The 21,428-nt window shown below is 42.1% G+C and carries 15 protein-coding genes, 1 pseudogene and 1 riboswitch; of the genes and pseudogenes, 5 read left to right on the forward strand and 11 right to left on the reverse strand.

Annotated features, from left to right (window positions below):
- Window positions 1-197: 197 nt before the first annotated feature.
- The 6 genes from EAG18_RS21460 to EAG18_RS21485 all read right to left on the reverse strand — a co-directional run bounded on the left by EAG18_RS21460 (window position 198) and on the right by EAG18_RS21485 (window position 8,422).
- On the reverse strand, window positions 198-2,882 hold the full coding sequence (locus EAG18_RS21460; RefSeq protein WP_125254387.1) for a DUF349 domain-containing protein: 2,685 nt from the start codon (window positions 2,880-2,882) through the stop codon (window positions 198-200).
- On the reverse strand, window positions 2,872-3,153 hold the full coding sequence (locus EAG18_RS21465; RefSeq protein ID WP_125254388.1) for a DUF1315 family protein: 282 nt from the start codon (window positions 3,151-3,153) through the stop codon (window positions 2,872-2,874). The genes EAG18_RS21460 and EAG18_RS21465 overlap by 11 nt, the downstream gene beginning before the upstream one ends.
- A gap of 2 nt (window positions 3,154-3,155) precedes the next feature.
- Complete coding sequence (locus EAG18_RS21470; RefSeq protein WP_125254389.1) at window positions 3,156-3,482, reverse strand: hypothetical protein; 327 nt, start codon at window positions 3,480-3,482, stop codon at window positions 3,156-3,158.
- Between the two features lie 108 nt (window positions 3,483-3,590).
- Window positions 3,591-5,261: an AGCS family amino acid carrier protein gene (locus EAG18_RS21475; protein ID WP_125254390.1), complete on the reverse strand. Its 1,671-nt coding sequence runs from the start codon at window positions 5,259-5,261 to the stop codon at window positions 3,591-3,593.
- Between the two features lie 129 nt (window positions 5,262-5,390).
- Window positions 5,391-6,518: a M14-type cytosolic carboxypeptidase gene (locus EAG18_RS21480; protein ID WP_125254391.1), complete on the reverse strand. Its 1,128-nt coding sequence runs from the start codon at window positions 6,516-6,518 to the stop codon at window positions 5,391-5,393.
- 458 nt (window positions 6,519-6,976) lie between these two features.
- Complete coding sequence (locus EAG18_RS21485; protein WP_125254392.1) at window positions 6,977-8,422, reverse strand: glyceraldehyde-3-phosphate dehydrogenase; 1,446 nt, start codon at window positions 8,420-8,422, stop codon at window positions 6,977-6,979.
- Window positions 8,423-8,610: 188 nt separating this feature from the next.
- Here EAG18_RS21485 and EAG18_RS21490 point away from each other — a divergent pair, with 188 nt between their 5' ends.
- Complete coding sequence (locus tag EAG18_RS21490) at window positions 8,611-9,411, forward strand: DUF2989 domain-containing protein (RefSeq protein WP_125254393.1); 801 nt, start codon at window positions 8,611-8,613, stop codon at window positions 9,409-9,411.
- 282 nt (window positions 9,412-9,693) lie between these two features.
- Here EAG18_RS21490 and EAG18_RS21495 read toward each other — a convergent pair whose 3' ends face one another.
- From EAG18_RS21495 to nhaD, 4 genes are all read right to left on the reverse strand, one after another.
- Window positions 9,694-11,019, reverse strand: coding sequence for a sodium-dependent transporter (locus EAG18_RS21495; RefSeq protein ID WP_125254394.1), 1,326 nt, complete (start codon window positions 11,017-11,019; stop codon window positions 9,694-9,696).
- Window positions 11,020-11,098: 79 nt separating this feature from the next.
- Entirely contained in the window at window positions 11,099-11,629 is a 531-nt protein-coding gene (locus EAG18_RS21500; RefSeq protein ID WP_125254395.1) for a DUF924 family protein, read from the reverse strand.
- A gap of 91 nt (window positions 11,630-11,720) precedes the next feature.
- Complete coding sequence (gene lysC / locus EAG18_RS21505; protein ID WP_125254396.1) at window positions 11,721-13,067, reverse strand: lysine-sensitive aspartokinase 3; 1,347 nt, start codon at window positions 13,065-13,067, stop codon at window positions 11,721-11,723.
- An 88-nt stretch (window positions 13,068-13,155) separates the two neighbouring features.
- A riboswitch (Lysine riboswitch) is annotated at window positions 13,156-13,326 on the reverse strand.
- A gap of 144 nt (window positions 13,327-13,470) precedes the next feature.
- Window positions 13,471-14,718 carry a sodium:proton antiporter NhaD gene (gene nhaD, locus EAG18_RS21510; protein WP_125254397.1) on the reverse strand — a complete coding sequence of 416 codons (1,248 nt, stop codon included), beginning with the start codon at window positions 14,716-14,718 and terminating at the stop codon, window positions 13,471-13,473.
- A 156-nt stretch (window positions 14,719-14,874) separates the two neighbouring features.
- On the opposite strand from nhaD, the gene EAG18_RS21515 reads away from it, so the two are divergent.
- The 4 genes from EAG18_RS21515 (at window position 14,875) to EAG18_RS21530 (ending at window position 20,106) form a co-directional block, all read left to right on the forward strand.
- The gene (locus EAG18_RS21515; protein WP_125254398.1) at window positions 14,875-16,119 is read left to right on the forward strand and encodes a hypothetical protein; all 1,245 of its coding nucleotides are present in this window, start codon (window positions 14,875-14,877) and stop codon (window positions 16,117-16,119) included.
- Between the two features lie 4 nt (window positions 16,120-16,123).
- A complete protein-coding gene (locus EAG18_RS21520; RefSeq protein ID WP_125254401.1) occupies window positions 16,124-16,672 on the forward strand; it encodes a hypothetical protein in 549 nt (182 codons plus the stop codon).
- A complete protein-coding gene (locus EAG18_RS21525; RefSeq protein WP_125254399.1) occupies window positions 16,669-19,446 on the forward strand; it encodes an ATPase in 2,778 nt (925 codons plus the stop codon). Before EAG18_RS21520 ends, EAG18_RS21525 begins: the two co-directional genes overlap by 4 nt.
- A 108-nt stretch (window positions 19,447-19,554) precedes the next feature.
- Entirely contained in the window at window positions 19,555-20,106 is a 552-nt protein-coding gene (locus EAG18_RS21530) for a DUF4136 domain-containing protein (protein WP_125254400.1), read from the forward strand.
- Between the two features lie 950 nt (window positions 20,107-21,056).
- Here EAG18_RS21530 and EAG18_RS21535 read toward each other — a convergent pair.
- A pseudogene (locus EAG18_RS21535) lies at window positions 21,057-21,428 on the reverse strand (transposase); the annotation flags it as partial.

Consider the following 21,428-nt stretch of genomic DNA (forward strand, 5'->3'; position numbering starts at 1 on the left):
GCGGCGTTCGCAATATCTGGCTAAGAGAAAATATGAATACTACTGCGTTACGGTTAGCAAAACTTGCCGAAACTCGGCAACATTGATAGTGTGATTACGTCAAAATCGCTTGGTACTTATACCGTCAGTATCCCTTGGTAATCACACTACTACACACAAGATGCCCATTTAACCTATGGTTAAATGGGCTTTATTGATCATGCGTTTAAGATTGCCAGTAATCTATCTTTAGCGCTCTTTAAGGTATCTTGGTCTACCTCAGCTAAATAGCTGACCAAATAGGTTTCAAGGCTACATTCCTCTCCCTGCAGCTTAGCATCAAGCATGGCAACTTGTTGCGACATTCTATCATTTTGCCACTGCGCTGGGGTCGGTTGATTTGTTAGTATTTCAAGTCGCAAGATTAACTGTTGAGCAGTCAGTTCAGTTTTATTGCTTCCCTGCCATGTTGCAGGGATCACGTCACCGTTTTCAACAGCACTCACCAACTCGTTAAATTTTTCGCGGCGTTGCGATGAAAATAAGTCATCTAGCTTTGACTTTACCTGTGATAGCAATCGGCTTTTCTCTTGTTTAAGCGCAGCTACCACTGATGTCGCTGTTAACTCCTCGCGAATGTTTATCAGCTCATTTTGTGTTACGGCTTCAATCACTTTACTGTCTAATTCAGCTAACAGCTGACGCTGTTCAGCTTCAAGACTTTTTTCGAGTGCTTTTTGCTCAGCATATTGGGCACTGCGCTTTTCAAATACAGCGTCATTATGAGCACGGAACGCTTTCCATAATGTATGCTCTTGTTTTGCACCTGCAAAGCCAATTTGCTGCCATTGTTTTTGAAGCGACTTAAGTAGCTCACAAGATGCCGCTAAGTCATCCGATCCAAGTTGCTGCTCGGCAATTTCAACAAGTTTTGCTTTTTCAACAGCATTGCCTTGATGGAATGCTTTTAACTGCTCATAAATTGCTTGATGATGTTGACGGTAAGTGGCGTTCAGCTTTTGATATACCTTAGCATCAACATTACCTGCACTCTTCCATGCTTTAGCAAGACGGTTAAATTGCGCTTCAACCTCTCGCCAATCATTATTTTCGCTTTGAAGTGAAGTTAATAAAGCCTCTACATCATTTATAATTGCTTCACGCTTTTCTTTAGCCTGCTCACGAAGGACTTCTTGTTCAGCAAAATATGCTCTACAGGGAGCGAATAATAATTCTATTTTTTCATCAAATAGCACCGCTTGTGCTTTTTCTTCGTCGCTCTCTACGTGGCCTAATTCATTCCAGCGCGCACGAAGTAATTTAACCTCTTCAGCACGCTTCTGCGGGTCGATATCCTCTTCTTGTAACTTGTTGTCAAGTTCACTCAATAAGGCTTCACGCTTTGGCGTTGCCGCATATTTCTGCCAATCTTTTAAATCATTTAATGCTTTAGACAAGCTGTCATGCTGGCTTTCAAGCTGTTTTTTGTAGTGTGGTGTGAGTAGTTCATACTGCTCTACAAACCCATTGAAAACGCCAAATGCCACGTTGAAGCGACCCTGATCAATGAGCCGTTGTACATCTCGTGCCTTTTTCTTAGCGATTTTCAAGGCTTTATCTTGCTCAGCTTTAAGAGGCTCTATAGCGCTCATAAATGTCTGGCTAACCTCTGCAAGTTGCACTTTAGCTGGTTTTTGTAGCATTTTTGGTAAGGCATCTAGGGACTTTCTTACCACCACATACGCATCTTTTTGAGCTTGCATTTGTGCATCGAGTTGCTCAATAGCATCTGGTGCTTCGATAGCCTTAAGCGCGCTTAATGCCTGGTTAAACATTTCGTTAGCTTCGATTATGCTTGGCAAGTTTGATAAATCTCGTTCAATATTATTTAACTTGCTTTGCAAATCTTTTAGGTCAGTAGTATTGACGTACTGTGCAGATGCCATCTTGCTTCTTAGCATCTCTACGCGCTCAACAAGACCTGCATGTGGTGCTAAATCCAGAGCTAAACATGCAACTTCCACTGACTTTTCAATTGCCTCCAACTCAGCAGTGAACTCGGCAATTTCAAGAGCTTGATCCTGTTTAGCTTTTAGTTCCTCTTGTAGGGCTTGGTGCTTTGCATGTAACGATTTTAAATGACGGTGCAGTTTTTCTGAAACAAGCTGATACTTAGCATCAAGTGTCGCAACCGTCTCTTCGTCAAGCCATTTAAGCTCAATACTTTGCCACTGTGCAAACAACTGCTCTGCTTGTGTATTCACTTGCTCAAAATCGGCCTTATCTCGTAGCGCATTAAGTTTCGCAAGTACAACTCGCGTTTGCTCAGCCACTTGTGCAGGCATCTCTTTAGCTAGCCGCTGTTGCTCAAGCGCATGCTCAATGGCTTCTTGTGCCTTACCTTTAGCGCTCTTTAATACAGATTTTTCAAGGTTGTGCTGATAAATAAGATCAAGCATTAAGACTTGAAGCGACTCGTCACCTTCTTTAAACGTCTTTTCAATTAATGACACATTTGCTAAGCGCTTGAGCAGTTTCACCTTATTGCTTGAGTCTGTTTCACGCACAGCAACTTTTTCTAGCGTTTTCACTGGGGCATAGCGCTCTATGTACTCCTCACGAATTTCTCGCTGCAGCGCATTATCTCGGTTGATAACAGCACTAGATATTTTTTGCTCTGCCAGTTCTTTAAGCTCACTATCTTGCTTATAAACTTTCCACCAAAGCCCCAGATCATTAACTCTGGTAAGAACCTTTTTTCTGATCTGCGCGGACTCATCTTCGAGCGCTAGGGTGTGGAGTAATGTCGCATCTTTACTTAGATCTAGTTTGTCTACCGCTTGTGAACGAACGTCTACTTTAGGGTGTTTCCATTTCGGTGTAAAAAGGTGTTTAAAGATCATTTTCACTGAACCTAGCTATTTCATTATCGGCTTTGAATTCTTGTTGTAATTCGCGTTTGGATTTTTGCACCATCTCACCTTTTTCGTTTATGGTGAATTGTTCGTTGGATTTGACTACCTTTGCTTGGTATAGCATCACCAACTGAACCGTTTGCTCTTTTTGGGCTTCACTAAGAGGCGTACCATCAGGCCACTTCCCCGTCGCTGCACCATATTGCAAACGTTCGAATATTTCTGGGGTAATATTTTGAACTAAGCTATCTACATTCATTACTACTTTTTCTTTTTCAAAATAACGAGTATTACTCGATTAATTAAGTACCAAACCGTGCCAATACCTATCGCGCTTTTACTTGCTATCATTTCGAAGGAGTTAGGCGCAGGCTGTTGCCAATAAATATATAAGAATCCGCCAAGCACTAGGATCAGTGCAATAAATGAATAATTCATCACTGTTTGTTGACGCTTGACGCGATTTCTAGAGGCTGCTCTTTCTCTGTCTTCTTGAGAAAAGTCTGCTAAATTGGTTTCACAATGAGGGCAGGACTTGTGTTTGGAGGAAATAGATTTATTGCAGCTGGGGCACTGTGCTATTGCCATCGTGTTACTTCTCCATTATACAAAAAAGGGCACCTGTGAAGTGCCCTATTCTACTACCTTTGCGATGCCTTGTCCTTAGATGACAAGATAATTTTAATTAAAATTCGCTCACTGTTTGTGTTCTTTGTTGAAATCTTCCCAGTAATCTTTCACCGAAGATTTCATTTCTTTTCGTAGCAGGAAAATACCAAACAGGTTAGGTAGGGTCATTACAACAATTGCTACCGCTGCAAGTTTCCAAACCAGAGTTGTGTCTGCAAACGACGCCCAAAAGAAACCCGCCACGTAAAATACTCGATACGGCATCACAGAGCGGCTACCTAGCAGGTAAATCATAGCTCGGTCACCATAGTAAGACCACGCGATTGCTGTAGAAAATGCAAACAACAACAAACCAATAGAGACAATATATTTACCATTTTCGCCTAAATAGCCTCTGGTAAATGCTTTAGTTGTTAATTCAGCAGAATGAACCAGCGAGTGACCAATCAAGCTTATGCTATTGTCTGTTGGTAACCCGTTTTTCACCTCAACAATTCCAGTGTATTTGTGACGCTCAGTAATACCAAAACGTACTTTCTCGCCAATGGAGCGCGAATGGATAACCGTGAAGTTTTCCGTTACTGCTTTACCCTGTACAACTTCAATTTCGCCATTAAATGGTTTTACATTGTGCTCATTTTTACCATTTAAGTAAGCATATAGAGCTTCTCGGTCTTGCTGGTTAGACTCGTCATATTTACCATCGAGAATAATCATTGATGAACGCTCGAAGTGAGTTTCGAATTTTTCAGTCCACACACCTGAGGACAAGATAACAAGGCCAGTTAAAGTGCAGATAATGATGGTGTCGATAAATGGTTCTAAAATAGAAACCATCCCCTCTGACACTGGCTCGTCGGCTTTTGCCGAAGCATGCGCGATGGGTGCAGAGCCTTGACCTGCTTCGTTAGAAAATAAGCCTCGGTTAACACCACGGTTAAACGCGTAGGCAAAAGAAGCTCCCAAGAAGCCCCCTGCGGCCGCTGAGCCCGTAAACGCATCAGTAAAAACAGAAAGAAATGAAGGAACAATATTCTCAATGTTGTAGAAGATAACAGCAAAAGATCCCAAGATATAGATAGCGGCCATCAGTGGTACAACACGAGATGTAATGGCTGCAATACGCTTAATACCGCCTAAAATAACCAATGCTAATAGAATTGAAAGCACTGCACCGGTGGCCATCGGAGCGAAACCAAAGGTCGCTTCCATCCCCTGCGCAATATTGTTAATCTGCGGCAAGCTGCCGGTGCCAAATGAGCTGATAACCGTAGCGATTGCAAATAATACCGCTAACCATTTCATATTTAGCCGGCGATCCATATAGTACATTGGACCACCTGCCATTGTACCATCATCTGTTTGCACGCGATATTTGTGAGAAAGGGTCACTTCTACAAACTTGGTTGTCATACCAAAAAATGCCGTCATCCACATCCAAAAAAGTGCCGCAGGCCCACCAATTGAAATCGCCAGTGCCACGCCACCAATATTACCTGTTCCAACCGTACCAGAGAGTGCTGTTGCCAGTGCTTGGAAGTGCGTGGTATCCCCTTCTAGGCCTTTTTTATCGTATTGTCCTGTCACCACCTTACACGCATGTTTGAAATATCGTATTTGTGGAAATTTCAGGTAAATGGTAAAAAATAAACCAACCCCCAGCAACACATACGGGAACCAAGGTGAACCACCTAACATCCCATCTAAGCTATCTAATAAGCTGCCTAACGCATCCACGATTATTCCCCTTTATTGTTGTTATTACACCCTGTTGAGGTGTTTTAAAAACGTCTTTATGTTAATTATTTGTTTTTACAATCATACAAAAATAAGCGGGTAATCAACCATGATTACCCGCTCTTGTATTTATCTTAAGTCATCAACTACGTTTAGGATTGCCGCTAACGTGTCTTGACCGAATTGATATGAACGTCGGTCTGACCAGCCAAAGTATGGATCTGGTAGGTTTGCATTGTCCTTAAACGGCATTTCAACAGTATAAGCCAACGCCTTGAACGTTTCACCCACAGCACATGAGGCTACAGTAAGGTTTGCTTCTCCCGGCGCATCTTTATCGTAACCAAATTCATCTTGGAACTCAGGTGTGATGGTTAACAGTGCCGCCTTAAACGATTCTTCTAAACGCGCTAATCGCTCGTCGTAACTTGGGATACCTTCACTACCCGCAACAAAATTATACGGTAAAGCTTCATCACCATGGATATCTAGGTACATATCCAGCCCTATTTCACGCATTTTATTAAGCACGTAATAAACTTCTGGTGACTGTTCTAGAGTTGGTGTTTGCCATTCCCTATTTAAGTTAACGCCTTTTGCGTTGGTGCGAAGGTGTCCACGTACACTGCCATCTGGGTTCATATTTGGCACGATATAAAAAACGGCTTTTGATAAAAGTGCAGCGGCATGAGAGTCTTCGTCATCTAGTAGTTTGTGAAGTAGTCCTTCAACAAACCACTCTGCCATTGTCTCACCTGGGTGCTGACGAGCGGTTATCCAGATTTTTTTCTTCTCTGGTGATGGTTCGCCAATAGTCAGCAAACTCATATCTCTTCCGTCTAACGTTTGACCCAATGTCTCAACGACACAGGCATCATGTGACTGCGCCCAATAAACGAGGTCCAGATGACGCTCATAACTATAAGGCGCAAAATATGCAAAATACGTGTGCGCGCACTCTGGTTCAAAATCAATAGTCAATGTGCCATTTTCATAGCGTGTTGGTACACGGAACCAAGTTTGACGGTCATAAGATGCAACTGCTTGATAGTCATCCCAACCTTCTGGGTAAGCAGAATCCTGTAACTGATTAATTTGAATTTTATGCTCTAAGAAAGGCGTAGACTCAAGTCTAAAATGAAACCACTGGAAAAAATCAGATTCATTGTCTTTATTGATTTCTAGTTGGATATCTGTAGGTGATGTCGCGTTAATTACCTTGATATTCCCACTATCGAAATTGCTCGTAATGCGCATAGGTTTCCCTAAGTAAGTTAAAAATTGTTGTGTAAATACACAGTTACCAAACTAATACCAATTATCTTAACTAAGTGGTCTACTTTGAGGCGAAAAAATCATGTCGATAACTCCGCTGCCACATCCTGCTACTGCCAAGATACCTAAATCCTAGTAGGCAAGGCAAAAATTTTGCTATTTCAGTTGCTCTAAATAGCAAAATTTTTAACACAGTTAGCGTCAGATGTACCCCTTCAAATTGATCAAGTATTGTTGCTAATTGGTATAACTTCTATCCACTTTCAAGAAAGTAAATCACAGGGTAATGTGACGAAATTTTCTCTTTCGTGTTCAAAATTAGCAGATAACATTTTGTTAGCTAATTGTAGCTAGACTATTTTTGCAAGCCTACCACAACCAACTTATTTCAAAAACTAAAAAAGCCAGCTGGTGCTGGCTTTTTATCGCAAATTGTTATGTTAGCGAGGTAGGCTTGGGAATTTAACCTCTGCCATATCCTGCATTACACGTACAACCTGACAGCTATAGCCAAACTCATTATCGTACCAAACGTAAAGTACAACACGGTCACCATCAACGATAGTAGCCTGAGAGTCAACAACACCAGCATAACGGCTGCCTACAAGGTCTGTAGACACGATTTCTGTTGACGCAGTGTAATCGATTTGGTCGCGTAGCTCTGAGTAAAGTGAAGACTCGCGAAGGAATTCGTTTAGCTCTTCAGCTGTTGTCTCTTTACCTAAATTAAGGTTAAGAATAGCCATTGATACGTTTGGTGTAGGTACGCGAATTGCATTACCTGTTAGCTTACCAGCAAGCTCCGGAAGTGCTTTAGCAACCGCTTTAGCAGCACCCGTTGAGGTAATAACCATGTTCAATGCCGCACTACGACCACGACGTTCAGCTTTGTGGTAGTTATCAATCAAGTTTTGGTCATTAGTGTAAGAGTGAACAGTCTCTACGTGACCATTCTTAATACCAAACTTGTCGTTAAGTGCTTTTAATACCGGTGTGATTGCGTTAGTTGTGCAGCTTGCTGCTGATACAATCTTGTCTTCAGATTGGATGTCTGAGTTGTTAACACCATAAACGATGTTTTTGATGTCACCTTTAGCTGGTGCTGTAAGTAGCACTTTAGACGCACCGATTGACTTAAGGTGTTTACCTAAGCCATCTTCGTCTTTCCAAACACCTGTATTGTCTACGATAAGTGCGTTTTCAATACCGTATTTTGTGTAATCCACTTCTTCAGGTGAGTTTGCGTAGATAACTTGAATGTAGTTACCGTTTGCTTTGATCGCACCTTTTTCATGGTCTACTGTGATTGAACCATTGAAAGGACCATGAATTGAGTCGCGGCGCAATAAACTTGCACGTTTCTCAAGATCACCATCGCGGCCACCGCGAACAACGATTGCACGTAGGCGTAAATCAGCGTGAGAGCCGCCACGTTCGATAAGTAGGCGTGCTAATAAACGGCCAATGCGACCAAAACCATAAAGAACGACGTCGCGAGGTTCTGGACGTGCGCCTTGGTTTAGTAATTCTGCAAGTTCTGCATTTAAAAACTCTTCGATTGAGCGGCCTTCACCTGCATTTTTATAAATGTAGGCATAAGCTAGCTTACCAAGGTCAACGCGACCCGGTGCTAATTCCATTTTGCTGATCACTTCTAAGAATGGAAAGCTTTCACGAAGACGTAGTTTACGCTCTTCAAAACGCGCTACTGTTTTGTGTGCTTTGATAACATCAATGGTGCTTGCACTTACAAGAGGACGACCGTATACAGAGATTTCAACGCCTTTGTTACGGTATAGACGACCGATTAGGGGTTGCATGCTTTCTGCATAATCTTGACGCTCTTGCCAGCTATTTTGATATTCTTGCTCGTGAGATAAGGTCATTTTTTCTGCCTAATAAACAATTTTCTTTGAACGGATAGCCCTTTTGGGCACGGCTATTCTAATTTAAACTGTCGCGATTCTCCACTGTTACCGAACAATTCATTGCGCTAAACTAGTCGACCATTAGCTCTACCCTGTTTATTTGGGCTGCAAAGCCTATAATTATAAAAAATCATTGAGGTCAAACTATGGCGTTTAAAAAGTCGCTAGTTTTTGCAGCATTACTATTGGCTGGTTGCGACGATACCTTAACCTTGAAACAAGTGTGTAGTGAAACACCCGGGTTTTGTGAGGATTTAAATAAGGACAGTCATTGTAAAGATGAACGTGCAGAAGTGATTTATGCTCGTTACCATGAATACAAGTCTCCTACCGACGATAACAAGTATAAATTATTGAAAGATTTGGAACGCTACAACCARTGTGTTGCGCTCGCAGCCAAAATTGAACATATCAAATTAAAAGAAAAGACGACCTCACGCGTTGAGGGACACCTTACAGCATTAAAAGAAATGACCCGCATCTACCAAGAAACAAAAAATAGTAACCACCCCGGACTACTCTACTACCAATGGTCCAGAAATAATGATCGTGCTGCTATGAACAAACTACTCAATATGCAGGATGACCCCAGGGTGCAAAATGATGCAGAGATCCAGCTATTCTTAGCTGAATTTTATGCCAAAGTAGATGACAACAAAACGGTCGATATTCTGTATCGAGTATTAGAATTAAACAAGCGAGGCGAAACACCAAACCCTGAGGTTTACTCGTCGCTTGTGAGCATTTTTTATAAACATGAAAAGTACAAACACGCTTACACCTTTGCCCGGGTTGCCCAGCTATCTGGCGTGGAAGAAATAGACATTATTCCGGTAACAAATCAATTAGCTGCCATGGGTAAAGAGTTAGGTAATCTAGATTCTCTCGCGCAAAGAACCTATGAAAGTATTCAAGCTGGAGAGTTTGTCTCTCCGCGAGACTTTTAACTGGCCTGAGGTTTGGATAAGGAATGTTCCAACTCTTTGTAGCTAAAGCACAACTTAGTTTTTTCCTTGTCTAGCCATAGAGTTTTAGCGAAAACACCGCTCCCGCGCCCTGCTCCCGCTAAGGTAACTACATCCTATAGGCAAGGCGAATTTATACCAATTTTCTTAATTAAGTGGTCTATTTGAGGCGAGAAAATAGCTCACTTAATTGAGATGACGTATTACACAGATAAAAATGGGAAGCCGTTGCTTCCCGTTTTTAGTTATAGATTACAAAGACTACTACTTTGCTATCGCCACGTTTATAAACACAGCTGTCATTAAAATTGGGCAAACAAACCTAACATACTGCGCAAACCAGTAATGTGCACCACGAGATTCAAGGTGAAGTTGATTCCCTCGCTTCCACACCCAACCAACAGTAACAAAGTAAAAAAGTCCCATTAGCGGCAACTGATACTGAGTAAACAAGCTGATCACAAGCTCAAACAACCAGTCAAAGTTCAATATAATGGTGCTTGAGGCTATAAAAATCACCAATGTGACCAACCAAGTTGCCTGCTTGCGTTTAAAGCCGTGGTTTTCAACCAAAAACGAAACCGGGATCTCCGTAGAAGAAATGGTGGACGTAACTGAAGCAATAGACATCAGTACAAAAAAGGTGAGGCTGACCAGTAATCCAACCTGTCCCATATTGGCAAATAGCTCTGGTAAAATCGCAAAAATTAACCGACCTTCACCAATCAACTTGCCATCTTGAAAAACTTGAACGCCATTTTGCTGCGCTACGAAAATAGCGGGAATAATCAATAAGCCTGCCAAAAACGCAACGCTTGTATCTAACATTGCAACACTGAAGGTCAACTTGGGGAGATTTTCATTAGGCTTTAAATATGAACCATAAATCATCATGCAGCCAACACCCAGCGATAGTGAGAAAAACGCCTGTCCCATTGCGGCAATGATCAAATCGGGATCGCTAATTTTAGCAAAATCAGGGATAAGATAAGTTCGAAACCCTTCTGCTGCACCATCAAGCGTAGCCATATACGCTATCAAACCAACCAAGAGTATAAGCAACAGTGGCATTAACCTGCGCGACCACGCTTCGATACCAGACTTTACACCTTTGAGGATAATACTAGCCGTAAGTAGAAGCATCAGTGGTGTGAACAGGAAGTTTCTAAGTATCGAATCGCCACTAAGAAACGCATGCACACTATCCAGTTCAGCCATTTGTGCTAATGGATCAAGAGAATGAGACAACATCCACCCTGCCACAATAGAGTAGAAGCTTAACATCACGATAGCACCGCCAAGACCGATATAACCGGCTGCAGCGCCAACCTTTGGGCTGCGCTCACGCCATGCAGTTTTGAGTGCTTTAACTGGGTTTGCTTGCGCCTGGTGGCCTAAATACAGCTCAGTATAAAGCGCAGGTAATGCGAGTAGAAAAATTACCGCAAAGTAAACCAACAAAAAGGCGCCGCCCCCATGGTTTGCAGCCTGAGTCGGGAAACCCCAAATATTTCCAAGTCCAACAGCCGCACCAGCTGCTGCCAACACAAAGCCAAGCCGGCTTTGAAATCCATCGCGCGTATGAGCCATGTCTTAAATCAATCATTATTTTTGTAGACGGCTGATTATACGTACTTCCATTAAAAATGCGAGTGTAACGGGGTTGAGCTTAAAAACTCGAGTTTGGTGTATTGAGAAAGGCTAGCTCGGCCTCGGTTGATAGTCGCTTTAAAATTTCATTGCGATGCGGATAGCGTCCAAACCTGTCGATTATACGTTTGTGCGCCAATTCAAAGTCGTAATTGGGCAAAGGTTTAAAATATTGCTGTGCTAATGTATGTATGCTCGCGCTTTCACTGTGCATTAGTGGCATATATAAAAACATTAGTTCAGTGTCATTAAGTTGTTGGTGATAGCCTTTTTCGATAGCATGTTGAGTTAAGCATAATGCTAATGGATCGCTGGCAAACGCTTCTGGAGTATTCCTAAAGATATTGCGGGAGAATTGATCTAATATAATGATTTCACACAGTGCCCCAACGGGCGATGTACGCCAACTTGAAAGTTCTCCCTGCTGCGCCATATGATGAAGGATACCAAAGCGATTTTTGATAATGCGATCAAAATCTGCTGACTTTTTCCACCAATCAGCTTCTGTGCATTCAACAAACCAGAACTCGTAGACGTCTTTATAATTCATAATGGCACTCCCAAGTATCCTGTTGATAAAGTGCCATCACCGAGCAAATATTGCAATTTTTTTATTAGTGCAGTACAGGAAATAAATTTACTTATGCGACTTCTAATAATTTGGCATGAATTGATTGTACCACTTGATCAGACTCCTGCTGTTCCACCAAGAAACACAAATTGTGCTTGCTTGCACCATGGCATATTAGTCGAATGTTAAACTGAGATAACACATCCATTAAATTCAACTGGCATTGTCGGAGCTGGATCTCTGAGCCTATCATTGCAACTAGTGTTAAATTGTTTTCAACTGTGACATGACAAAACTCCCCTAGCTCATCTAGACACGCTTGCTCCAGCTCTGGACGAGATGCGTTTGGGGCATTATCAAGCGTCAGCGCAACGCTTATCTCTGAAGTAGTGACCAAATCAACCGAAATGTTGTAGTTACTTAAGATTGTAAAAATACGAGCTAAAAAACCACTTGCCAATAGCATCTCGGGACTTTTCAGTGTCAGTAAGATCTGGTTTTTACGTTGAGTCACTGCACGGATCCCCGCTTGAGCGGTTTTTTCTTTTTCAATCCAAGTTCCTCCTGCTTGTGGATCGCGGCTCGACCCGACAAACACAGAGATCCCTTTGCGGCTGGCAGGTAAAATAGTTGCTGGGTGTAGCACTTTTGCACCAAATGTCGCCATTTCAGCAGCTTCATCAAAACTCAAACGAGGAATTGGCCTCGCTTTTTCACACAAGCGAGGGTCTGTACTAAAGATACCAATTACGTCGGTCCAAATATGCACACTAGAAGCATCAATCGCTTCAGCTAACAGCGCAGCACTGTAATCCGAACCACCACGACCTAGTGTAGTTGTTTGACCGTATTGGTCGCAGCCAATAAAGCCTTGCGTTACCTGAACACTATCATCCAGCAAATTAACAAGGTTAGCCTTCGCAGCTTCACGCGTGGCAGCTACATTAGGATTCGCTTTACCAAATTGATTATCAGTTTTGAGCACTTTTCTAACATCAAAACGAGATGCTTTGACATTGTGGTTTCTTAAAATTTGCGTGAACAGGTAGGAAGAAAAACGCTCGCCAAAACTCAGCACCTCGTCACATTGTTGCCGACTCAAGGCAGGCAAACTCGCTAAACTCTCAAATTCAGAAAATGTTTGTTTGTAACCTTCAGCAAGGTCAGCATCCAAAGATACTTTGTCGATAATCGCTTGCTGTATGTTTTCAACCGCTGCAACAACTGCTTTGCGCCCGGCTTCATCTTCCTTTTGTTGAGTTAGCGTTACAAGGTGATTGGTTACGCCAGCACATGCGCTAACAACCACTACTCGAACATATGGATTGTCACGAACAATGTGAGCACAACGAGACATAGCTTCAAAGTCAGCGACACTGGTACCGCCAAATTTGGCTACAACATACTGCGAATTCATTTTCTCTCCTCTCGACCGATGGCACAGTCAAATTTTATAAGGAGAACTCGGCATGGGATTTCTAGAAAGACGAACGCTTGAAATGACCTTTGCCAGAAGCTCTCCACCAATACGGTGACAGTTCCGAGGATTCAGCCTCGTAAACCGAAGAATCGTCGCGACGAGCAACGCTTCTCCTCGGCGAATACTTCCCTCACTAGTGGTCATTGGTCTCGTCACCTCACACTAACTACCTAAGCATCGCGCCTCTTCTGTTTATTTTGCCTTTGCAAATATGAATAAAAGCAAAATAAAAGCCCGCAATAAGTGCGGGCGATGTGAGAAAATTATCTTTTAGCCGTCTAGGTGTCAAGTAATTTATAAAAAACTTGTCCCAAAAGGGTGAAAATATATGTGATTCAAGCTAAATAAGTTGGCCTGCGAAATATGCCCCACTATAGCCGACAGTGTAGGCAATAAGTAGATAGAAGCTCATTTTGAGATAACTTGAAAAAGTCAACGCTTTGACCTTACTCATCGCAATGATCCCTGCCGCAGAGCCGATGATAAGCATGGAACCACCTACTCCTGTTGCATAGGTAAAAGTCAACCACTGTGAAGGGGTCATGGTAATATCTGCTTTTAATAATGCAGCGGTTAATGGCACGTTATCGACCGCAGCACTCATCAAACCAACCAAATAGTTTGCATACTCTGGCGCAAGGTATAGATATAAATCAGTAAACTTAGACAGTACACCAACCTCTTTTAACGCACCAACTAAGAGCAATACACCAACAAAGAATAACAAGGTGTCGTATTCAATTTCACGAATATAGTCGATGATTTTTTTATTCACGTCCTTTTTGCGCATTAAAAATTGTGCCATTAAAAACATCAAGGACAGGCCAAATAGGAAAGTCAACATTGGCGGTACATGATATTGAACGCTCAAGAACAATGTTGCGAAAATCGTCGATAAGAAAATAAGTGCAATGGTAATGTCGGTCTTTTCAATTCTGCGTAATTCAGCCTTTTCAAAGGTAATTTTTTCATTCATACCAATAGAAAGCATGGCAGCCAGCACGAATACACTCAACATAGACGGCATGATCAGCAATAAAAGATCAGGGATTGTGACTTTGTCGGCCAAAAATATCATCAAAGTAGTAACATCCCCAGTGATCAAAGACACGCCGCCGGAGTTAACACTAAATATAATTAAGGTCGCATATTTTATTAGCTTTTTCGGGTCTAGTTTTAAAGACATGACTACAGCTAATGAAATAAGCGTCGCGGTAATATTGTCCGATATTGAAGAAAACACAAATGCAAAGGCACCAACTAAAAACATTAGCTTGCGTTCGCTAATATGGGTTGGCATGATCCGGTGAACAATATTTTGGATGAATCCTTTTGAGTTTAGGTAGGCAACAAATGTCATCGCCGCCATCAAAAACAGCCATAACGTGGCAATTTCTAGGATGTTATGATCTAGCTCAATTTGTACAATTTCTGGGCTTTGACCATGAATTGGAGAGATAAAGGCGATAATCCAACATAAAGTACCAAAAAAAAGCGTGGTTTTGGCCTTGTTTACATGAATAATATCTTCTATAACGATCAGTATAAAAGCGATGGCTATCAGGGTTAGAATAATGGGCGTAACCATAATGCGTAAACAACCTGTAATTAAATGTAACAAAGGGTGGGTTCGTTTTCGCGGCGGATTCTAGCACCATCATAGTTCCCATGCTACGTACGATAAACATTTTGTGACAAATTGATGAAGTAGTAATGTAACTTCTCTATTACCTACTGGAAAGTTATGATCCCAGCAAAAAAATTATTAAATACAATAAATGAGCACTGGAGCGTATTGGAGCTACTTTTTAAACGATTTAAGCTCGCTGATTTCAGTCTTAAAGATGTACAAAACATCCTAAAACAGAAAAACCCTAGCTGGTCTAGTGAGCGAATTTATAAAGAAACCAATCGATTGCTCCAACAAGAAATAATTATTCCACTAGCAAAGTCTTCCCAGCTGGAGATCAATCGGGCAATTGCCGATTTTGCAAGCTTTTTACTACAAGAAGAGAGCCTAGGCTTAGCGGAAGAAATTACTGTTTTGATAAAAGACCTAGAGCGTCTGGGCAACCGTATAGCGCAAGCTGGTGAAGAAGCCGACTACTCTGAACTACGTCGTTTTAGTCGAATTATGGACGAACGCGTTCGTAAAATTGTTAAGCTGTTCGAACATAACGAAAGCGCTATCATGAACTTGGTTGAACAAGCTAAATCTGACACCTCCACGCTGTCTCTTGGCATGAGGTATAAAGCCGTATTGGAAGCGTTTGACGAATATATCGAGCCGATGTTGGAAATGGTCGATATTCATGGCCCTTTTCAACGCTGCTTTGATCAGATTGAGCTTCAGGTCAGTGAACAAATTGACGAGATTGAACAATTRGGCCGTGGCGCTGCAGATAAACGTATGCTGGAGCAACTCAGAACACGAATTTTAGATATGCACCTCATTGGTAGAGAGAGCTTAAGCCGCAGCGCCGACCTACTAATGCCACTGAGAGAGGAGCTGCGCCGTAATACACTCATTACAAGACAAGCCTCAAAAGTCCTTGGACAAATTAGAAAACGCGGCGTTGACCGATTACTTTCACCAGTTCAACCAGAATTTGTTTCAGATATTCAACGTTTTAATCTTGGGCAAAAGCGTCACATGGTGGCTTATATGGCAAGTCTTGTTGAATTTGAGCATGAAGAGTATCAGCTGCCCGATCACGACGATGTACCTGCATATCAAAGTCCAACCATCCCAGATTACCATGCGGTAAAAACAAGGTTTCAACAAACAGGTAAAAAGCGCCAAGCACTTCTGGGCTTTTTAAGCGATAGCTATCCTGATCTTGAAGCAGACGAAATGCTATTCCTTTATCAAAAGCTGATCAACGAATCAGATTTGACCTTAAGTCAGGAGCAGCAAAAAAGTAAGATCACTATCGCATCACATACTTTTTCTTTATATCCATTTAGTGCCAAAGCAAAACAAGATTAGCATGATGACAACAATTAATTTAGATATGCTCAATGAGCTCCAAGCCATCAACAAGAAACTGGTGAGCGGGTATCACATTAGCGAACAAGACACGACTCTTTGGCAAGAGCTAGACCAGCAAATAGAAAGCTATCAAGCGTTATTTGCTGCACTAGGCCATGACTTACAACATGATGCTAGAGGCTTTTATTACCTAGCAAGTGATGAAAGCACGCCAAATATGGGGAAAATCTCCCGGGCGATTGCCCTAACCATTTATATCTTGATCGAGCACTACGCCAACCAAGGTAAAGATCCGCTTCGCGTACTATTTGATGAAAGCTGTGATTTGGAGCTAATGCAGACCATAGTACAACTCAATAAGCACCTGTTTGATCAGCTTGAGATTTTTTCGGGTTCAGATCTTAGAAAGGACGTATTTTTGCGTATGGTAAGACTGGGTCTTGCCCGTGAGGTTGAGCAAGGCTTTATGCTACTTGCACCGATTTATCGCTACATTGACGCGCTAATGGAAGTAAACGAAGAACAATATGATATTGAGGACGAGCTATGAGCGAGCAGTTGTACGGCTTAAGTAAACTAGCATTATTAAATACCGCCGGATATGCGAAGTGTGTCATTCCTCTGGATAAAAGTGCATCTATCTGTGCGCCTAATAACACTGGTAAAAGCTCAGTGATCAATGCCTTGCAGTTCCCACTTATCAACGATTTAAGGCTGACAGAGTGGGACGGTCACGATTTAGAGGAAACGCGTAAGTTCTATTTTTCGTCAGATCAATCCTATATTCTGCTAGAAGCTAACCTCCCCCACGGCGATGTCGTTATTGGCGTTGCAGGCCTTGGCAAAATTGCCGGTTACGCACACCAGTTTTTTTGCTATCAAGGCAAGCTGAATCTTGATGATTACACCCAAGGTAAAAGTATCATCAAGTACACTAAGCTATTTAATCATTTGGAGGAAAAGCAGCTAAAACCTGTAGAGCTAAAAGCACAAGAACTCAATGCCCTACTCACAGGCGGAGCCACGCCATTTGATGGTGATATCAACCTGAAGATGATCCCATTGAATAATGTCCAAGATGCGCCTGTATATAAAGAAATATTCCGCCGTATTTTGAATCTGCATAAACTCGGCGCGCAAGACGTAAAACGCTTTATGCTCAAGGTGTTCGAACGCCATATGTCGAACTCGAAAGTCGACTTTTATGAAGTCTGGCGTCGCGCTTTTGATAAGGTAAACCGCGCTCGCCGTGAGCTGAATGCGCTGGAGTCGATGCAAGAGCCAATTTCAGCCCTTGAGAAAATGCTTGAAAATGAGGCTGTGTTAAAAGGTAAATTGGCGGCATACGCACCAAAACTCGATTTAGCTTTGGTCGAATATGATAACTATCACAACGAGCAAATTGCGGAATTAGCAACACAGCTGGAAGATATCGAAGCAGAGAAGCGTGAATTTGAGTCTAAGCAGCAGCTGTACGTCCAACAGTCTCGCGATATCGAGCGTAAGCAAACCCAGATAGAGCAATGGTTTACCGATTTCCACGCGTTAAAACGTGAATTTGAACTGACCAATCATGCAACGCTTAAAACCAATTTAACGCTGTTGAAAAAGGAATATGAGCAACTTTCCTTCTCTATCAATAGTGCACAGGGGCAAAGCCTGCATACTCTTGATTTCCGTATCAACGAAACGCAAAAGCAAATTAAGAGTTTAAAACTGCAACTCAAGAATCTTGAGTTCAACTTGTTTACTCGTATGCGTGAAGATCTGTCTTTAAAAGAAGTAGAAGAGATATCACGAATTTTAAATCCAGATTTGTTATCGTTTTCAACCACTTCTCAGGGTGAAATTAGCATTACCGACGAAGATGCCTTTGGCGCGTTTTTAGAGTCACTGTCTAAATCAGTTCAAGGTGGAGAGCTTAAAGTACCTGGCGCTACTATTAAGTTGAAAAAACTCAGTCCAGTGCAAATGCAAAGCGGTGAGAATAAAGCCCAGCTGCAAGCACAACTAGAGTCACTGCAACAATCGCTTAATGACATAAAGCAACAGCGTGAAGTTGCGGCAAACGTCGCTGAAAAACAAAAAGAGCGAGATGCGCTTTATGATGAACTCATGGCTACCGAAGCGGCCATGAAACGCTTTGAGCAATATCAAACCATGTTGCAATCGGTCGATGCTCAACAAGCCCTCAAAGAGCAGCTAGAGATGGAACGAGAGCAAGTTGATGAATATTTACATGATATTCAACGTAATGCTGGTTCAATTTCTGACCGCCGCTCTATCATTAAAAGCAAGCAAGACTTGTTAGTGCGCCAAGCCGACCGCCTAAAGCAAGTGAAGTCAGAGCGTATCGACCACACACTAGACCTATATTCGGGTAAGTTGGCACCGTACGAAATCGAAATTACGCTGGATTTTGATAACCTGTCAGAGGTGATCCATCAGTTTAATAAAGAATGTAATGAACTTAGAAACTTAGACGTTAACGTGCGTAATACCTACTTGCATATCTACAATGCGGGGATCACTAAGTTTGAAAACGAATCTGACGCTAACACTAAGTACCAAAAACTGATCAGCGCGTATCACAACCTCGATAACGAGCGAGATGCTGTCGATAAACAAGCACGTGTCGCGCTCACTGAGGTGGCTGCAACCATCAAAGGACTGCGTCAAGACTTAGAGCGCTTACGTCGTGAAATGAACAGTTTTAATAAAGGTATAAGCCAGCATCGGATCTCTAACTTGCAGGCGTTTAAGATCAATGTGATCCCTCGTAAAATGTTAGTCGATAGCATAGATACTATTATTAGCACGTCAGATTTATACGAAAAAGGCGAAAGCTTAGACCTACTGAGCGAGCAGCCGAGCTCAGAGAAATCGGTTAACGAGGCGAAAGATCACATCATTAAACTTGCAAGTGATAAAGCGGGATTGACACTCACCGATCTCTTTGATATTCGCTTTGAAGTCGTCAACCGTGCGGGTGAAACCGAGCACTTTGATAAAATTGACTCAGCAGGTTCAAACGGTACTAGGATCACAATCAAACTTTTATGTGGCATGCTATTTATTCGCTACCTATTATCTGATCAAGAGCAAGCGATGTATCGTATCCCTATTTACATAGATGAAGCCGCAGATATAGACCCTCAAAACCAAAAAGCCATCATCGAAACTGCGCTAAGCTTTGGGTTTGTACCTATTTTTGCTTCGGTTAAACCACAGATAAGCTGTGACTACTTGGTACCTATCCGAAGTGTTGCACATGGAAGCCAAAACTGGGTAGACGAAAAAGATTGGATAGAGGTGGAACATTAATTCCAAGTTAAGGTCTTAGAGGCAATGATCAAGGGATGCTTTGTCTCTATCAATTAACAGCTTAACACGTTAAGGTAGAGTAAACATCCCACTAAGGAGTAAAGACACATGTTCAAGAATATTGTTATCGCCACTTTGGTGTTAATGTTAGCGGCCTGCGCCAAAACCCCTGATTGGGATTATGACAAGTCTGTACAATTCGCTAACTACAAAACCTATGCTTGGTCGCCCGAAGCCGATCTGAAAAATGAAGGCCGTGAGTATCAAGTGAATGACTTAATGGAAAAGCGGATCCGCAGTGCCATTCAACAAGAAATGAGTAAACAGGGTTTCACCCTCACCGATCCGCAGTCGGCTGACTTATTGGTTAATTACCATGCTTCAGTGGATACCAAGATTGAATCGGACTCTTTACACACCACCTATGGTGCTCGTTGGAATTACTGGGGATTTGGCTGGCAAACACAAACTACAACCCGTGAGTATGAAGTAGGCACATTAGTTGTGGACATGATAGATAAAGCGTCCAACCAACTGATATGGCGCGGTGCGAAAGAAGGCCGTTTACGTAGCCACCAGTCACCAGAAAAAAGAACGGAGTCGATAAACAAAACCATCTCGGAGTTACTGGCTAACTTCCCACCACAGCCACAACACTAAAAGAATTAGGGTCAAGCCTTGGCTTGATCCTAATTCCTCATCTTCATTCTGAAAGATAATAAGTCTTAACTTTATCTACTAGGGCTTAATCAGGTATCRGTGCCAAACTCGGCCATTCAACAGCAATGTCATATCTTAAATCCAATTGCGGCAACAGGTGCTCACCTAACTTGTATTTAGACAGAAACGTTTTAGGACGTCGGCTGTATTAGACGAACTTCGTATAAAAACTTCTATGGGCAAACAAGCAAGTTTAGGTGTGAATAGCGCTTGGCTATACTTGAGCGAAACGAAGCTGCCGAACATTGCGAGTCACTATAAAACGCTTGTTATGAGTAAGTTTCTAACTCGACCAGTGCTAATAGTTTACACCCTAGATTAGTTACATTACCTGAGACTACAACGTTACCAATAGCTGATTTATTAGCAATCGACTGACTTATATTAGTTACAACATGCCTTCCAGATGCTGCCCACACTATTAATATCCTGATATCCTGATATCCTGACACCCATTATCCTAATATCCTGACACCCATCACTATCCTAATATCCTGACACCCATCATTAATATCCTGACACCCATCACTATCCTAATATCCTGACACCCATCATTGATATCCTGACACCCATCACTATTAATTGATATCCTGACACCCACCACTATTAATACCCAAGCTAAGGACGTCAAGTAAAAATGTATGAAAGCACTTCCATCACTTTGGTCAAAAGTATTAATACCCTGACACCCATCACACTATTAATATCCAAACTGAGGACGTAAAGTAAAAATGTATGAAAGCACTTCCATCACTTTGGTCAAAAGCGTGTATCGATAGGTTATTTTTTAGCACTTGAGCGTATCTCTACACTAAAACCGGGTTATCGCGCACAACAAAGCGCTGTAAATGCAGCTGTAAGAAATTCGAGAATTGAGAATGTGAGTTTTACTAAGCCAACAAGCGCTCGCAATTTGTTAGGTTTGTCCGCCGTCGCTTTTGCAGTGTTTCACAGTAGGCGGTTACTGTTCGCTCTCGACCAACTGCACCGTGAAATACCCGAGAAAACTGAGTCGTGAGTTTTATCCAGTTCTCAGGCTCTATATTGAGTCGAGTGAGAATGTGTTGAGACTCAAAGATATAACCGCGTTTATCTACTCGAATACAACGGCCTGTGAGTTCAACCAACTCAATATAGGATTTGAGTTCAAAAGGCAGGCCTTTTGGCATATGTTTTCGTGGACTGCCCACAAAGCGCAGTAGGCTTTTTGGTTGCTTTCCCATCTTCGCGTGGTCGATGCGTTTTTTGATGCTGGTGTAGTC

It is taken from the genome of Pseudoalteromonas sp. J010 (assembly GCF_003934235.1).
In the GTDB taxonomy this organism is placed as follows: domain Bacteria; phylum Pseudomonadota; class Gammaproteobacteria; order Enterobacterales; family Alteromonadaceae; genus Pseudoalteromonas; species Pseudoalteromonas peptidolytica.